Raw genomic sequence first — 14,794 nt, forward strand, 5'->3', positions numbered from 1 at the left:
ACGCCACCGGGCATTTATTCGAACAAGCTTTAATACGTAAAGAGTAATCTATGGCTGCAACCAAGCCTGCATTTACCCCTCCGGGGAAAAAGGGTGACATGATTTTCAGTGCGCTGGTAAAACTGGCTGCGCTGATTGTGCTATTGATGCTGGGCGGCATCATCGTTTCCCTGATCATCTCTTCCTGGCCGAGCATTCAAAAGTTTGGCTTTGCCTTTTTGTGGACCAAAGAGTGGGATGCGCCCAACGAAATCTTCGGCGCGCTGGTGCCGATTTACGGGACCCTGGTGACTTCTTTTATCGCGCTGCTGATCGCCGTACCGGTGAGCTTCGGCATCGCGCTATTTCTGACGGAACTGTCCCCCGCCTGGCTCAAGCGTCCGCTGGGCATTGCGATTGAGCTGCTGGCCGCGATCCCGAGTATCGTGTACGGCATGTGGGGCCTGTTTATTTTCGCCCCGCTGTTTGCGACTTACTTCCAGGAGCCTGTCGGTAACGTCCTGTCGACTATTCCGTTCGTCGGCGCGCTGTTTGCTGGCCCGGCGTTTGGTATCGGTATTCTCGCCGCTGGCGTTATTCTGGCCATCATGATCATCCCTTATATCGCCGCGGTAATGCGTGATGTTTTCGAACAGACGCCGGTGATGATGAAAGAGTCGGCCTATGGCATCGGCTGCACCACCTGGGAAGTTATCTGGCGCATCGTTTTACCGTTCACCAAGAACGGGGTGATCGGCGGCGTGATGCTCGGTCTGGGCCGTGCGCTGGGTGAAACCATGGCGGTCACCTTTATCATCGGTAACACCTACCAGCTCGACAGCATATCGCTGTATATGCCGGGGAACAGCATTACCTCCGCGCTGGCCAACGAATTCGCCGAAGCCGAAACCGGTCTGCACGTGGCGGCGCTGATGGAACTGGGTCTGATCCTGTTCGTTATCACCTTTATCGTTCTGGCGGCGTCGAAGTTTATGATTATGCGCCTCGCGAAGAATGAGGGGGCACGCTAATGGCGACCATTGAAATGCAAAGCACCGCCGAGCTGGCGGAGTCTCGCCGCAAGATGCAGGCTAAACGCCGCATGAAGAACCGCATCGCCCTGGCGCTGTCGATGGCCACCATGGCGTTTGGTTTGTTCTGGCTTATCTGGATCCTGATGGCGACGATAACCCGCGGCTTCGACGGCATGAGCCTGGCGCTGTTTACCGAAATGACGCCGCCGCCGAATACCGCGGGCGGCGGTCTGGCCAACGCCCTCGCCGGCAGCGGCCTGCTGATCCTGTGGGCAACCATCTTTGGTACGCCGCTGGGTATCCTCGCTGGAATTTATCTGGCGGAGTATGGCCGCAAGTCGGTGCTGGCGGAAATTATCCGTTTTATTAACGATATTCTGCTTTCCGCGCCGTCTATCGTGGTTGGTCTGTTCGTCTACACCATCGTGGTGGCGCAGATGCAGCACTTCTCCGGCTGGGCGGGGGTGATCGCCCTGGCGCTGCTGCAGGTGCCTATCGTTATTCGTACCACCGAAAACATGCTGAAACTGGTGCCGGATAGCCTGCGTGAAGCGGCCTATGCGCTGGGTACGCCGAAGTGGAAGATGATCTCGGCGATCACCCTGAAAGCGTCCGTCTCGGGGATTATGACCGGGATCCTGCTGGCTATCGCCCGTATTGCCGGGGAAACGGCGCCCCTGCTGTTTACCGCGCTGTCCAACCAGTTCTGGAGCACCGACATGATGCAGCCGATTGCCAACCTGCCGGTGACCATTTTCAAATTTGCCATGAGTCCGTTTGCGGAGTGGCAGCAACTGGCATGGGCCGGGGTATTGATTATCACTCTGTGCGTCTTGCTGCTGAACATCCTGGCGCGCGTTATCTTCGCCAAGAAGAAACACGGTTAATTTTTGCGGCGCAGCGACAGCTGCGCTGAATGAGGAAGAGATTGAGATGAGTATGGTGAATACAGCCCCGGGTAAGATTTCAGTTCGCAACCTGAACTTCTACTACGGTAAATTCCATGCCCTGAAGAACATCAACCTGGATATCACCAAAAACCAGGTGACGGCGTTTATCGGTCCGTCAGGCTGTGGTAAATCCACCCTGCTGCGTACGTTCAACAAAATGTTTGAACTGTATCCGGAGCAGCGCGCGGAAGGCGAGATCCTGCTGGATGGCGACAACATTCTGACCAACACCCAGGATATCGCCCTGCTGCGTGCCAAGGTTGGCATGGTATTCCAGAAGCCAACGCCGTTCCCGATGTCCATTTACGACAACATCGCTTTCGGCGTGCGCCTGTTTGAAAAGCTGTCCCGTGCCGATATGGATGAGCGCGTGCAGTGGGCGTTGACCAAAGCCGCATTATGGAATGAAACCAAAGATAAACTGCACCAGAGCGGGTATTCTCTCTCCGGCGGTCAGCAGCAGCGCCTGTGCATCGCCCGCGGTATCGCGATCCGCCCGGAAGTCCTGCTGCTTGATGAACCTTGCTCAGCGCTGGACCCGATCTCTACCGGGCGTATCGAGGAGCTGATCACCGAGCTGAAGCAGGATTACACCGTCGTTATCGTGACTCACAACATGCAGCAGGCTGCGCGTTGCTCCGACCATACGGCATTTATGTATCTTGGCGAGCTGATTGAGTTCAGCAACACGGATGACCTGTTCACCAAGCCCGCGAAGAAACAAACTGAAGATTATATTACTGGCCGCTACGGTTGATTTGCCCTTGTGCTTTCAGGCTCTCACCAGTTGGGCAATCAGGAGACACCATGGACAACCTAAATCTTAACAAACATATTTCCGGCCAGTTCAACGCTGAACTGGAGTATATCCGCACCCAGGTGATGACCATGGGTGGGCTGGTGGAGCAACAGCTTTCTGATGCGATCACCGCCATGCATAACCAGGACAGCGATCTGGCGAAACGCGTGATTGACGGCGACAAGCAGGTCAACATGATGGAAGTGGCGATCGATGAAGCCTGCGTGCGCATCATCGCCAAGCGCCAGCCGACCGCCAGCGACCTGCGCCTGGTGATGGCGATCATCAAGACCATCGCTGAGCTGGAACGCATTGGCGACGTGGCGGATAAAATCTGCCGTACCGCGCTGGAGAAGTTTTCCCAGCAGCACCAGCCGCTGCTGGTGAGCCTCGAATCGCTGGGCCGCCATACGGTGCAGATGCTGCATGACGTGCTGGATGCCTTCGCGCGTATGGATCTCGACGAGGCGGTACGTATCTATCGCGAAGACAAGAAAGTCGACCAGGAGTATGAAGGCATCGTGCGTCAGCTGATGACCTACATGATGGAAGACTCGCGCACTATCCCCAGCGTTCTGACGGCGCTGTTCTGCGCGCGCTCCATTGAACGTATCGGCGACCGCTGCCAGAATATTTGCGAATATATTTTCTACTTCGTCAAAGGCCAGGATTTCCGTCATGTGGGCGGCGATGAACTGGATAAACTGCTCGCCGGAAAAGATCCGAAAGAGTAATAATCATTTTGTTTAATTCTGATAAATGGATTTATCAGAATTAGATATGATTCCTCCAGCGGCAGCGATATTGCTGCGATTATCGTCACAATTAACAGGCTGCCCGTTTGAGTTCTTCATTTTATCGCGTAACAATCAGTATCCACTGACTGAGCGCGCAAGCTCAGAATGTTTTAAACGGATTGTTACTGCGACAGCAGGCAAAACCTGATATTGCCCCCCCACGGCGGCGATATCAGGTTTTTTTATGCGCGCTAAGAATGAATTAATAAGGGTTGCTACCGCGATGCGCGGGCAAAACCTGAAGAGGATTATCTGTTTAGGCAGATCGTCTTCTTCGGGTTTTTTTGCTTTTTTCTCACCGCAAAAATAACAGCCCTCGCGCCCTTAAGCGGTATGGATACAGCTATTAGAACCCGCGCGATGCTTGTCGCTGTCGTATTTATTTATGCCAACACTTATATAAGGGAATATTATGTTTAGAAAAACCAGGATCGCTTCGGCGATGGTATTGCTGGCGCCGCTTTGTTATTCAACCACGCTGTTCGCGAGCCAGTTGACGGTAGAGCAACGGCTTGAGTTGCTGGAAAAAGCGCTTAGCGATACGCAAAAAGAGCTCAAAAAATATCAGGACCAGGAGAGAAAAAGAGACCAGATTTGGGCCACATGGTCTTCGCCTGCAGAGAGCCAGACGCGCACCGTCGCGGCGGCGGCAGGACCGAAAGCAGCAGTGAAACCGGATGCGGTACTGGTCAAAAATCAACAACCTGCCACAGACGGCGCGCCAGCCTACAGCGCGATGACGCTGAAAGACTTTAGCAAGTTCGTCAAAGATGAAATTGGCTTTAGCTATAACGGCTACTTCCGCTCGGGCTGGGGAACCGCCTCGCATGGCTCGCCAAAGTCGTGGGCCATTGGCTCGCTTGGCCGTCTGGGCAATGAATATTCCGGCTGGTTCGATCTGCAACTGAAGCAGCGGGTGTTTCAGGAAGGCGATAAACGCGTCGACGCCATCGTGATGCTCGACGGGAACGTTGGCCAGCAGTATTCCACTGGCTGGTTTGGTGACAATGCCGGCGGCGAAAACTACATCCAGTTCTCGGATATGTACGTCAACACCAAAGGATTCCTGCCGTTTGCCCCGGAAGCCGATTTCTGGGTCGGCAAACACGGTGCGCCAAAAATCGAGATCCAGATGCTGGACTGGAAAACGCAGAGAACCGATGCGGCGGCTGGCGTGGGGCTGGAAAACTGGCAGGTAGGCGCCGGGAAATTCGATATTGCGCTGGTCCGGGAGGATGTGGATGACTACGATCGTTCTTTAAGCAATAAGCAGCAAATTAACACCAATACCCTCGATATCCGTTACAAAGAGATCCCGTTGTGGGATAAAGCCAGTCTGATGGTCAGCGGGCGCTATGTCGCCGCCAACCAAAGTTCTTCTGAGAAATATAAAGAGGGCAATGAAGGCTATTATCCATGGAAAGATACCTGGATGGCCGGCACCTCGTTAACGCAAAAATTTGCTCACGGCGGCTTTAACGAATTTTCTTTGTTGCTGGCGAATAACTCCATTGCCAGCAGCTTCTCGCGCTATGCCGGATCCAGCCCCTATACCACCTTTAACGGCCGCTATTATGGCGACCATACCAATGGCACCGCCGTGCGCTTAACCTCGCAAGGGGAAACCTATTTACGCGATGACATTATTATGGCGAATGCCATCGTTTACTCCTTTGGCAACGACGTTTACAGCTACGAGACCGGGGCCCACTCCGATTTTGAATCCATCCGTACGGTCCTGCGGCCGGCCTATATCTGGAATAAATATAACCAGACCGGCGTCGAACTGGGGTACTTCAGGCAGCAAAACAAAGATGTGACCGGCAAGAAATATAACGAGTCCGGCTATAAGACCACGCTGTTCCATACCTTCAAAGTTAATACCAGTATGCTGACCTCGCGCCCGGAAATTCGCTTCTATGCCACCTATATTAAAGCGAAGGATATCGACCTGGATAAGGCCGCGAATAACACCACCCGCATTTTTGAAGACGGTAAAAACGATCAGTTTGCCGTAGGGGCGCAGGCGGAAATCTGGTGGTGAGACGATAACAGAACGGACACAACGTAAGAGGAATAACGATGAAACGACATGCCATTTATTTCGCCCTCGCGCTGGCGGGCGCGGCGTTCACCATTCAGGCGGCACCGTTGCCAGCGGTGCCCGAGCCCTCCCTGCCGGTGAGCCACTTTATCACTCAGGTTAACGCGGATAAGAGTATCACTTACCGCCTGTTTGCCCCTGATGCCCGGCGGGTTTCGGTGGTGACAGGCGCCACGCCGGACACCTTTGTCTCGCACGACATGACCAAAGCGGACCACGGCGTCTGGACATGGAAAAGCGAGCCAATGAAACCCAATCTCTATGAATACTATTTTGATGTGGACGGCTTCCGCTCGGTGGATACCGGCAGCCGCTATCAGAAGCCGCAGCGTCAGGTGAACACCAGCCTGATTCTGGTTCCCGGCAGTATTCTTGACGATCGCCCGGTCGCGCACGGCGATCTGCGCACCCTTACCTATCACTCGAAGGCGCTGAATGCGGAACGGCGGCTCTATGTCTGGACGCCGCCGGACTATAGCGGCAGCGGCGAGCCGCTGCCGGTGCTCTATTTCTATCATGGCTTTGGCGACAGCGGGCTGTCGGCCATCGATCAGGGGCGTATTCCGCAAATCATGGATAACCTGCTGGCGGAGGGCAAGATCAAGCCTATGCTGGTGGTGGTCCCGGATACCGAAACCGATACCCCGGAAGCCATCGCGGAAAACTTCCCGCCGCAGGAGCGACGCAAAACCTTCTATCCGCTGAATGCGCAGGCGGCGGATAAGGAGCTGATGCAGGACATTATTCCGCTGATCGATGCCCGGTTTAACGTGCGTAAAGATGCCGACGGTCGGGCGCTGGCTGGCCTCTCTCAGGGCGGGTATCAGGCGCTGGTTTCCGGGATGAATCATCTGAAGAGCTTTGGCTGGCTCGCCACGTTTAGCGGCGTCACGACCACCACGGTGCCGAATGCCGGTGTGGAAGCGCAACTGAAACATCCTGAGGCGATCAATAAACAGCTGCGTAACTTTACCGTGGTCGTCGGGGAAAAAGATTCCGTAACCGGCAAAGACATCGCGGGTCTGAAAAGCGAGCTGGAAAAACAGAAGATCAACTTTGACTATCACGCCTATCCCGGCCTGAACCATGAAATGGACGTCTGGCGCCCGGCCTACGCGGAGTTTGTGCAAAAACTGTTTAAATAGCCGGTGGGGGCGTTTAGCCCCCGCTTTCCGCGAGTGAAGAAAGACAAGATGAAAGTCATTGTGTCCGAAGATGATGAAGAGATAGCCGGTCGCCAGCCGTCCTGTTCTGGGCTAGATCATAGCGCTACCTGCCAACCGTCGCCCGGCTGGGCGACGCCGGGGGCTAGCGAGTGATATCCCAACCGCGCGCTTTCCACAATGCCGAAAGCGCAGCCAGATCGGTAAAGGTCGTCACGTTGGGATGATCGATGGGCGGGTTGTGCGGATCGGCGCAGAAGTAGAACACCTCCATGCCGGCGGCTATTCCCGATTGTGCTCCTGCCCTGGAATCATCAACCAGAATACAGTTCTCGACGTTAACGCTCATCGCCTTTGCGGCATGGAACATCAGCGCCGGATCGGGTTTCCAGCGCTGAATATCGTAGCCGCTGTACAACCGGTCAGCGAAATGGCGCAGCAGGCCGGTGCGGCCGAGAGAGTGTTGCATCTTACTGACCGGGCCATTGGAAACCACGCACATCGGGACGCTTACCGCATCCAGCAGCGCCTGGGCTCCGGCAATCACCTCCAGTTCGCTATCAAACAGGCGGGCGACTTCCGCACGGTAAATCGGCTCCAGAGTGGCCTTTTGCAGGTTAACGCCATGCTCGGCGTTGATGGTGTCGATTATTTCGTACAGTTTTACGCCTTTGAAGCGCTTAAAAATTTCTGCCAGCTCCAGCGTAATGCCAAATTCCTGGAACATGTGCACGTAGGCGCGGGAGCAAATCACCTCGCTGTCGACCAGCGTGCCGTCACAGTCAAAAAATACTGCTTCTGGTTGAGTCATAGCCATTCCATATTAACAAGTTTAACGTTTTCGTCATGTCCAATACCGCGACGCAATCGTTGCCGTATAAGCAAAATAAATGAAAAAAATTACCATACAACCGCGCCTGGTGCTGTAATTTGGTATAGGATAGCGTCGAATTTTCCCTCCTTACGTTCGGAAACCGATAATGAGTCAACAACAAACCAGCCAGTCTTCTGGCCAGGGTCTGCTGGAGCGCGTATTTAAACTGCGCGAGCACGGCACCACGGTGCGCACGGAAGCCATCGCCGGTTTCACCACGTTCCTGACGATGGTGTATATCGTTTTTGTTAACCCACAAATTCTTGGCGTAGCGGGCATGGATACCAGCGCCGTGTTTGTGACCACCTGTCTGATTGCCGCTTTCGGCAGTATCCTGATGGGGCTGTTCGCGAACCTGCCGGTCGCCCTGGCGCCGGCGATGGGCCTGAACGCCTTTTTCGCCTTTGTGGTGGTGCAGGCGATGGGCCTGCCGTGGCAGGTCGGGATGGGCGCGATTTTCTGGGGCGCCGTCGGCCTGCTGCTGCTGACGATCTTCCGCGTACGCTACTGGATGATCGCCAATATTCCGCTGAGCCTGCGCGTGGGCATCACCAGCGGTATCGGTCTGTTTATCGGTATGATGGGCCTGAAGAACGCCGGGGTTATCGTCGCAAACCCGGAAACGCTGGTCAGCATTGGTCATTTGACCTCCCACAGCGTGCTGCTGGGCGTGCTGGGCTTCTTTATCATCGCGATTCTGGCGTCGCGCAACATTCATGCCGCGGTTCTGGTCTCTATCGTGGTGACCACCCTGCTGGGCTGGATGCTGGGTGATGTACACTACACCGGAATCGTCTCGGCGCCGCCGAGCGTGACTTCGGTGATCGGTCATGTCGATCTGGCGGGCTCCCTGAATCTGGGCCTGGCCGGGGTGATCTTCTCCTTTATGCTGGTCAACCTGTTTGACTCCTCCGGGACGCTCATCGGCGTGACGGATAAAGCGGGTCTGGCGGACGCCAACGGTAAATTCCCGCGCATGAAGCAGGCGCTGTTTGTCGATAGCGTCTCGTCGGTGGCAGGCTCCTTCATCGGCACCTCGTCGGTAACTGCGTATATCGAATCCTCCTCCGGCGTTTCCGTGGGCGGGCGCACCGGCCTGACCGCCGTGGTCGTCGGTATCCTGTTCCTGCTGGTTATCTTCCTCTCTCCGCTGGCGGGGATGGTTCCGGCCTATGCGGCCGCCGGCGCGCTGATTTACGTCGGCGTGCTGATGACCTCAAGCCTGGCGCGCGTGAAGTGGGATGACCTGACGGAAGCGGTACCGGCGTTTATCACCGCGGTGATGATGCCGTTTAGCTTCTCGATCACCGAAGGCATTGCCCTGGGCTTTATCTCCTACTGCGTGATGAAAATTGGCACCGGCCGTCTGCGCGACCTCAGCCCTTGCGTCATTATCGTCTCGCTGCTGTTCGTGCTGAAGATTGTCTTTATCGATGCACATTAATCCGCACGTATGATGAAAAAGCCCGGCATCGCTGCCGGGCTTTTTTTATGCTTTAACCCGCTGAATATAGTCGCCAAAGGCAGTCAGCTGGCCGCGCAGATGGTCGAGGGTGCTCTGATCGACCACTTCACCCGACTGCGGATCCACTTTGTTCTGGATCACGCCGCCCATAAATTCCGGTTTATTCATCACCATCGCATCGAGGAACACCAGAATCTGCCGCAGATGATACTGGCAGCGCGCGCCGCCGATGGCGCCCATAGAGCTGGTTTGAATCAGCACCGGCTTGCCGGACAGCGGCTGCTCGGGCAGGCGTGAAAGCCAGTCGATGGCGTTTTTCAGGCCGCCAGGCACGGAATAGTTATACTCGGGGGTGACAATCACCACGCCATCCGCCTCGCGGATCTGCTGCGCAATCTCCTGCACGCTCTGCGGGAATCCCTCTTCCTCCTGAATATCAGCATCGTACAGCGGAATATCGCCGATCGACGGCAGCGCGGAGATGTGCATACCCGCCGGCGCGATGCCGGGCAGGGTACGCGCGACCATTCCATTAAACGACCCTTTACGCAGGCTGCCGAGTAACGTAACCACTTTCAAGGTATCTGACATGATTGCTCCTTTGGATCATGATGCCGGCAAGACCGGTCAATTGAGGGATAAGGTTTTTTCCGTGGGCAGACTGGTAAAGCGCATCAGGCGGGCTGAGGGTTCGCGTGCGCGGCGCTGAGCGTCCGCCAGGCTGTGCCAGTCGCCTCCCTTAGCATCATACTCCCAGACCTTCAGCGGGCCGATATTCGGGGTAGCGGCAATCGACCACACCAGCAGCGATTCGGCGTCACAGACGGCTTCGATCGGCAGGCTGCCGGCGGTACGCAGGCGGCCGGAGCCAGGCAGCAGCTGCAGCTGCGTTGATGTCTCACCGGTCAGTTTCAGCACGCTGCGCCGCAGCGCCACCAGCTGGCTGCGCGCTTCGTCCGGGTCATGCTGAATGTTAATCCACAGATTCTCATTGTTACTGAAATTTTGCCGGTCGGCGTCGTGGCTGCGAACGGCGCGCTGCAGCTCCATGTCGAGGCCGCAATCCCCCTCGGTGGTCAGCGCCACGCCAACGATATTGCCAGTATAAGAGATAGAGAAGCGGGGAAGGTGACGATCGCTAAAAACCGGTCTGCCATTGGCTTCGTTAACGATTTCAGGCAGCTCGCTGATGCCGTAAAGCATAAACAGCAGTTCGGCGAGCAGCGACCGCGAAGCGCGAAAGCGGGCTTGCCGGTATTCAGGGAGCCGACGTGCGGATTGATGACAGGCCGCTGACAAACGTGTCGATAGCGGCTCCCCGGTACTGAGTATCCCTCGTGCAAAATGCGTTGCCATACGTCGCTCCGTGAGTAATGGTCTGAATAAAACGGCGGGCGCTATTATCGCCTGGTATTAACAGGTTTTAATGCCGAAATCCCCCCTTGAAAAGGGAATTTGTTTGAATTTTACAAATTCTTGCGCAAATAAGGTGCTATGGGCACGAAACAAGGCTTACAGCGTACCGGAATAGAGCGCTTTCAGCGTATCTCTAAGCCAGACAAGCTTCGGGTTGTAGCTGTTGCGTTTATGCCATAGCAAGGTGAAGGGGACGCGAAGCTTTTCCAGATGCTGCGGCTCCAGCGGCAGCGGTCGGGAGACCAGCGGTAGCTGGTGCTGCTGATTATAGTGCTGGCAGTAGCGCGGCGCGGTGGCCAGCATGGTGTGCTGCGGCTGGGCCGCCATAAAGAGGGATTGCTCAAACCCCGGCACGGTCAGCGCCACGTTACGTTTATGCCCCAGCTCCTGCAGCACGTCGTCCAGCGCCCAGGTATCGCGTTGTTCCCAGCAGATGGTGATATGCGGATAGCGTAAGAATGCCGCCAGATCCCACTCCTCCCTGAGCGCCGGATGATCGGCGCGCAGCCAGACCTGCGGCAGGTCGGTGAACAGCACATCAAAATCGATATACCACGGCAGCAGGCTTAGCAGCTCCCGCGACTGCGGATGGCTTTCGCGCCCGCAGAAGCCGATATCCACCTCGCCGCGAATGATGGCGTCCAGGGAGTCGTAGTCCCAGTTGCGCAAACGAATCAATGCCTGCGGATAGCGCTGATAGATGCGCTGGGAGAGGGTGTTAAACAGGATCATCAGCAGCGGCGTTTCCGCCGCTAGCTCGAACTTGAGGCCGCTCGGCATGGTGTGGTGCGGTTTATCGAGGATCTGGTTGCCCATCTGCATCCAGTCCGCCAGATCCTGCTCCATGCTGCTGACCAGCGGCGTGGGCGCCAGGCCCAGCGGCGTTTTGACAAACAGCGGATCGTCAAACCAGGCGCGCAGTTTGGCCAGCGACTTGCTCACCGCCGAGGGCGAAACGTTCATCCGCTTCGCCGTACGGGTAACGCTGAGCTCCTGGGTCAGGAGCTGCAGACAGAGGAGTAAATTAAGATCGAGACTCGAAAGCGGCTTCTTCATCGTGTTGCGCAACCCGCGGCGGGGTGGCGACCAGTAGCAGAACAAGACTCACTATGCTACAGGCAATGAGTATCCCGATCAGCATATTCATTGCGCTGAGTCCGATGATAGCGGCGAGCCATATCCACAGCGACGAACCGCACACCTGCGCGATGCCGAGGACCGAGCTGGCGACACCGGCGCGCAGCGTGAATGGCCCCAGGGCCTGGCTCATCGCGACGCCGAAGCCGACGGAGAAGCCGGCGCAAATCATGCCCAGCCCGACCAGGGTGACGGCCTGGTGGGTGGCGAGGCTCAGCGCCACGCCAGCCGCCAGAAACAGCAGCTGCGAGGTTATCATCAGGGTGCGCGGTTTAAACAGCGACAGGGCGAACGGCGTCGAGAAGGAGACCGCCATGCTGACCATCGCCATCAGCGCCATCGTCATGGAATAGGTGCCGCGATCGAACCCCATCTCCTCCATCATCAGTACCGGCGAGACGTTCACGTAGGTGAGGATCGCCGTTACGCTGAGGGTGGTGATGAGAATGCGGCTGAGGAAAAAGCGATTCAACAGCGATTCGTCCGCGCCATGCTGCGGCATAGCCGTCTGCGGAGGCGCCGTCGGACGCGTCTCGCGCAGGATAAATACCGCCAGTAAACCCACCGTTACCCCCATGCCGATCATGGTGTAGAACAGACTCTGCCACGGGTATTTCAGCATGATCAGGTGGCCGAGCACCGGCGCCAGAACGGGGATGATGCAGGTAATGCCGTTGAGCAACGACAGCACTTTGGCCCGCCGACGGTCGTCCAGCGTATCGCGCAGAATAGCGAAAGCCACCACGTAGCAGCAGCCGGCGCCGATCCCCTGGATAAAGCGTCCGGTAAGGAAGTGGCTGCTGGTGTGCGCCTGCGCGCAGAGCAGGGAGGCGATAACAAAGATCGCCGCGCCCACAATGGCGACAGGCTTGCGCCCCGAGCGGTCGGCGATACGGCCAGCAAACAGCATCGCGGAGGCCATTCCGGCCAGATAGACCGAGAAGGCGATATGTAATTGCGCCTCGCTGGCTCCCAGATCCTGAGCAATACGCGGCAGGCCGACGAGATACATATCGATGCCGGAGGGATAGAGCAGAACCAGGGCAAAGCTGCAGAGAAGAAAGCGTGTCATGAGATCCTCGCGATGTGAATGGCGTTCAGCATAGTGAGATACGCTCCGCAAGACGAGTTGCCATTTGGACAACGCTATTTTCCTGGCAGGAAACGCGAACTAGCGGCCCCGGCGTCGCCAGACGCGGGCCATCCCTTCGCTTTCCGGCCGAACGCTTTCGAAGCCAAACTTCGCGTACAGCTCCGGAACATCCGCCACCAGCGTAACGTAGGCGCCGTCAAAGGCGTTCGCATCCAGCCAGGCGACCAGTTTCTCCATCACCAGCCGGCCAAGGCCCTTCCCCTGGTGAGCCGGATCGACGGCGACGTCGACAATGTCGAAATTAATCGCGCCGTCGCCGACGATGCGCCCCATGGCGATCGGCGTCTCCTGCCAGAGGATATGTACGCCATAACAGCTTTGCGGCAGCCCGGCTCTGGCGCCTTCTATGGGGCGCGGCGACATGCCCGCTACCACCCGCAGGTGGCAAAACGCTTCGGCGGAGGGCACCTTCTCGATCACGGTATATTCAACGATCATGCTTTAGTCTCGTGGTTAGGGGGAGATAAAAGTAGAGAACGTTGCGCCGCAAAGGGCAAGAAAAAACCCGCATTAACGCGGCGCTAATGCGGGTGAGTGAACGTTTACGGACTAAACGTTATTTGCCGATACAGAAGCTGGAGAAGATGCGGCCCAGCAGGTCGTCGGAGGTGAACTCCCCGGTGATCTCGCTCAGCGCCTGCTGCGCGAGACGCAGCTCTTCCGCCAGCAGCTCGCCGGCCCAGGCGCCCAGCAGCTGGGCTTTGCCCTGCTGCAGATGGTTCGCCGCCTCTTCCAGCGCCTGCAGATGGCGACGGCGGGCGAGGAAGCCGCCTTCCATATTGGTATCGAAGCCCATGCTCTGCTTGAGGTGATTACGCAGCACCTCGACGCCTTCGCCGGTGCGTGCCGACAGGCGGATCAGTGAGTGGCCATTTACTTCGCTGATACCCAGCGCTTCGCCGGTAACATCGGCTTTATTGCGCACCACGGTAATCGGCAGTTTAGCGGGCAGGCGCTCGATAAAATCTGGCCAGATCTCCGCCGGGTCAACGGCGCTGGTGGTGGTGCCATCGACCATAAACAGCACCCGGTCAGCCTGCGCAATCTCCTGCCAGGCGCGCTCGATGCCGATACGCTCCACTTCGTCATTGGCGTCGCGCAGGCCCGCGGTATCAATGATATGCAGGGGCATGCCGTCGATATGGATATGCTCGCGCAGCACATCGCGGGTGGTGCCCGCAATGTCGGTGACGATCGCCGCTTCGCGGCCCGCGAGGGCGTTCAGCAGGCTTGATTTACCGGCATTTGGCCGCCCGGCGATCACCACTTTCATCCCTTCGCGCAGCAGACTGCCCTGACGGGCTTCGGCGCGGACGGCGTCGAGGTCGACCATCACCTCGTTCAGCTGGGCTTCAATTTTGCCGTCGGAGAGGAAATCAATTTCTTCATCCGGAAAATCAATCGCCGCTTCCACGTAGATGCGCAGGTGAGTGAGCGCTTCCACAAGGTGGTTCACCCGCGCGGAGAACGCCCCCTGCAGCGAGTTCAGCGCCGAGCGCGCCGCCTGTTCTGAGCTGGCGTCGATAAGATCGGCGATGGCCTCTGCCTGCGCCAGGTCGAGCTTGTCGTTAAGGAACGCGCGCTCGGAGAATTCGCCCGGTCTGGCGATGCGCAGGCCCGGCAGGGTCAGAATACGTTTGAGCAGCAGGTCGAGAATGACCGGGCCGCCGTGGCCCTGCAGCTCAAGCACATCTTCCCCGGTAAAGGAGTTCGGCCCGGGGAACCACAGCGCAATCCCCTGATCCAGCGGCGTACCGTCAACGTCGTTGAACGGCAGGTAGTCGGCATAGCGCGGCTTCGGCAGCTTGCCGAGTACCGCCTGCGCGACGTCGCGCGCTTTGAGGCCGGAGATACGCAGGATGCCCACACCCCCGCGTCCCGGTGGGGTTGCCTGGGCGACGATAGTGTCGTTATGGCTCATGG

At 57.3% G+C, this 14,794-nt stretch carries 14 protein-coding genes; 7 read left to right on the forward strand and 7 right to left on the reverse strand.

Annotated elements, in window-relative coordinates:
• Positions 1-50: 50 nt before the first annotated feature.
• The 6 genes from pstC to ACOI6Z_RS23790 all read left to right on the forward strand — a co-directional run bounded on the left by pstC (position 51) and on the right by ACOI6Z_RS23790 (position 6,808).
• A complete protein-coding gene (pstC, locus tag ACOI6Z_RS23765; RefSeq protein WP_004145004.1) occupies positions 51-1,010 on the forward strand; it encodes a phosphate ABC transporter permease PstC in 960 nt (319 codons plus the stop codon).
• On the forward strand, positions 1,010-1,900 hold the full coding sequence (gene pstA, locus ACOI6Z_RS23770; protein WP_023291470.1) for a phosphate ABC transporter permease PstA: 891 nt from the start codon (positions 1,010-1,012) through the stop codon (positions 1,898-1,900). Before pstC ends, pstA begins: the two co-directional genes overlap by 1 nt.
• A 46-nt stretch (positions 1,901-1,946) precedes the next feature.
• Positions 1,947-2,720 carry a phosphate ABC transporter ATP-binding protein PstB gene (pstB, locus tag ACOI6Z_RS23775; RefSeq protein WP_004145006.1) on the forward strand — a complete coding sequence of 258 codons (774 nt, stop codon included), beginning with the start codon at positions 1,947-1,949 and terminating at the stop codon, positions 2,718-2,720.
• Positions 2,721-2,770: 50 nt separating this feature from the next.
• Entirely contained in the window at positions 2,771-3,496 is a 726-nt protein-coding gene (gene phoU / locus ACOI6Z_RS23780) for a phosphate signaling complex protein PhoU (protein WP_004145007.1), read from the forward strand.
• 475 nt (positions 3,497-3,971) lie between these two features.
• On the forward strand, positions 3,972-5,603 hold the full coding sequence (locus tag ACOI6Z_RS23785; RefSeq protein ID WP_065813017.1) for a carbohydrate porin: 1,632 nt from the start codon (positions 3,972-3,974) through the stop codon (positions 5,601-5,603).
• Between the two features lie 38 nt (positions 5,604-5,641).
• Positions 5,642-6,808, forward strand: a complete 1,167-nt coding sequence (locus tag ACOI6Z_RS23790) for an esterase (RefSeq protein ID WP_065813016.1) — start codon at positions 5,642-5,644, stop codon at positions 6,806-6,808.
• 163 nt (positions 6,809-6,971) lie between these two features.
• Here ACOI6Z_RS23790 and yieH read toward each other — a convergent pair whose 3' ends face one another.
• Positions 6,972-7,637 carry a 6-phosphogluconate phosphatase gene (yieH, locus tag ACOI6Z_RS23795; protein WP_065813015.1) on the reverse strand — a complete coding sequence of 222 codons (666 nt, stop codon included), beginning with the start codon at positions 7,635-7,637 and terminating at the stop codon, positions 6,972-6,974.
• Between the two features lie 169 nt (positions 7,638-7,806).
• Here yieH and ACOI6Z_RS23800 point away from each other — a divergent pair, with 169 nt between their 5' ends.
• Positions 7,807-9,144: an NCS2 family permease gene (locus tag ACOI6Z_RS23800; RefSeq protein WP_023291466.1), complete on the forward strand. Its 1,338-nt coding sequence runs from the start codon at positions 7,807-7,809 to the stop codon at positions 9,142-9,144.
• 45 nt (positions 9,145-9,189) lie between these two features.
• Here the strand turns inward: ACOI6Z_RS23800 and ACOI6Z_RS23805 are convergent, their stop codons facing one another.
• From ACOI6Z_RS23805 to mnmE, 6 genes are all read right to left on the reverse strand, one after another.
• Positions 9,190-9,756 (reverse strand): NADPH-dependent FMN reductase, encoded by a 567-nt coding sequence (locus ACOI6Z_RS23805; RefSeq protein WP_023291465.1) that lies wholly within the window; start codon positions 9,754-9,756, stop codon positions 9,190-9,192.
• Positions 9,757-9,792: 36 nt separating this feature from the next.
• Positions 9,793-10,368: a 4'-phosphopantetheinyl transferase family protein gene (locus ACOI6Z_RS23810; protein ID WP_072096716.1), complete on the reverse strand. Its 576-nt coding sequence runs from the start codon at positions 10,366-10,368 to the stop codon at positions 9,793-9,795.
• 309 nt (positions 10,369-10,677) lie between these two features.
• A complete protein-coding gene (gene yidZ / locus ACOI6Z_RS23815) occupies positions 10,678-11,637 on the reverse strand; it encodes an HTH-type transcriptional regulator YidZ (RefSeq protein WP_004202291.1) in 960 nt (319 codons plus the stop codon).
• Positions 11,606-12,790, reverse strand: coding sequence for an MFS transporter (locus ACOI6Z_RS23820; RefSeq protein WP_044525103.1), 1,185 nt, complete (start codon positions 12,788-12,790; stop codon positions 11,606-11,608). The genes yidZ and ACOI6Z_RS23820 overlap by 32 nt, the downstream gene beginning before the upstream one ends.
• Positions 12,791-12,889: 99 nt before the next feature.
• The gene (locus ACOI6Z_RS23825) at positions 12,890-13,309 is read right to left on the reverse strand and encodes a GNAT family N-acetyltransferase (protein ID WP_044525102.1); all 420 of its coding nucleotides are present in this window, start codon (positions 13,307-13,309) and stop codon (positions 12,890-12,892) included.
• Positions 13,310-13,427: 118 nt separating this feature from the next.
• A complete protein-coding gene (gene mnmE / locus ACOI6Z_RS23830) occupies positions 13,428-14,792 on the reverse strand; it encodes a tRNA uridine-5-carboxymethylaminomethyl(34) synthesis GTPase MnmE (RefSeq protein ID WP_023291461.1) in 1,365 nt (454 codons plus the stop codon).
• Between the last annotated feature and the right edge of the window lie 2 nt (positions 14,793-14,794).

It is taken from the genome of Klebsiella sp. C239 (genome assembly GCF_048822715.1).
In the GTDB taxonomy this organism is placed as follows: Bacteria; Pseudomonadota; Gammaproteobacteria; order Enterobacterales; family Enterobacteriaceae; genus Klebsiella; species Klebsiella quasipneumoniae.

Bases quoted from the DNA above. Each gene is read 5' to 3' on its own strand.
- pstC (WP_004145004.1), top strand. From the start codon at position 51: ATGGCTGCAACCAAGCCTGCATTTACCCCTCCGGGGAAAAAGGGTGAC.
- pstA (WP_023291470.1), top strand. From the start codon at position 1,010: ATGGCGACCATTGAAATGCAAAGCACCGCCGAGCTGGCGGAGTCTCGC.
- pstB (WP_004145006.1), top strand. From the start codon at position 1,947: ATGAGTATGGTGAATACAGCCCCGGGTAAGATTTCAGTTCGCAACCTG.
- phoU (WP_004145007.1), top strand. From the start codon at position 2,771: ATGGACAACCTAAATCTTAACAAACATATTTCCGGCCAGTTCAACGCT.
- ACOI6Z_RS23785 (WP_065813017.1), top strand. From the start codon at position 3,972: ATGTTTAGAAAAACCAGGATCGCTTCGGCGATGGTATTGCTGGCGCCG.
- ACOI6Z_RS23790 (WP_065813016.1), top strand. From the start codon at position 5,642: ATGAAACGACATGCCATTTATTTCGCCCTCGCGCTGGCGGGCGCGGCG.
- yieH (WP_065813015.1), bottom strand. From the start codon at position 7,637: ATGACTCAACCAGAAGCAGTATTTTTTGACTGTGACGGCACGCTGGTC.
- ACOI6Z_RS23800 (WP_023291466.1), top strand. From the start codon at position 7,807: ATGAGTCAACAACAAACCAGCCAGTCTTCTGGCCAGGGTCTGCTGGAG.
- ACOI6Z_RS23805 (WP_023291465.1), bottom strand. From the start codon at position 9,756: ATGTCAGATACCTTGAAAGTGGTTACGTTACTCGGCAGCCTGCGTAAA.
- ACOI6Z_RS23810 (WP_072096716.1), bottom strand. From the start codon at position 10,368: ATGCTTTACGGCATCAGCGAGCTGCCTGAAATCGTTAACGAAGCCAAT.
- yidZ (WP_004202291.1), bottom strand. From the start codon at position 11,637: ATGAAGAAGCCGCTTTCGAGTCTCGATCTTAATTTACTCCTCTGTCTG.
- ACOI6Z_RS23820 (WP_044525103.1), bottom strand. From the start codon at position 12,790: ATGACACGCTTTCTTCTCTGCAGCTTTGCCCTGGTTCTGCTCTATCCC.
- ACOI6Z_RS23825 (WP_044525102.1), bottom strand. From the start codon at position 13,309: ATGATCGTTGAATATACCGTGATCGAGAAGGTGCCCTCCGCCGAAGCG.
- mnmE (WP_023291461.1), bottom strand. From the start codon at position 14,792: ATGAGCCATAACGACACTATCGTCGCCCAGGCAACCCCACCGGGACGC.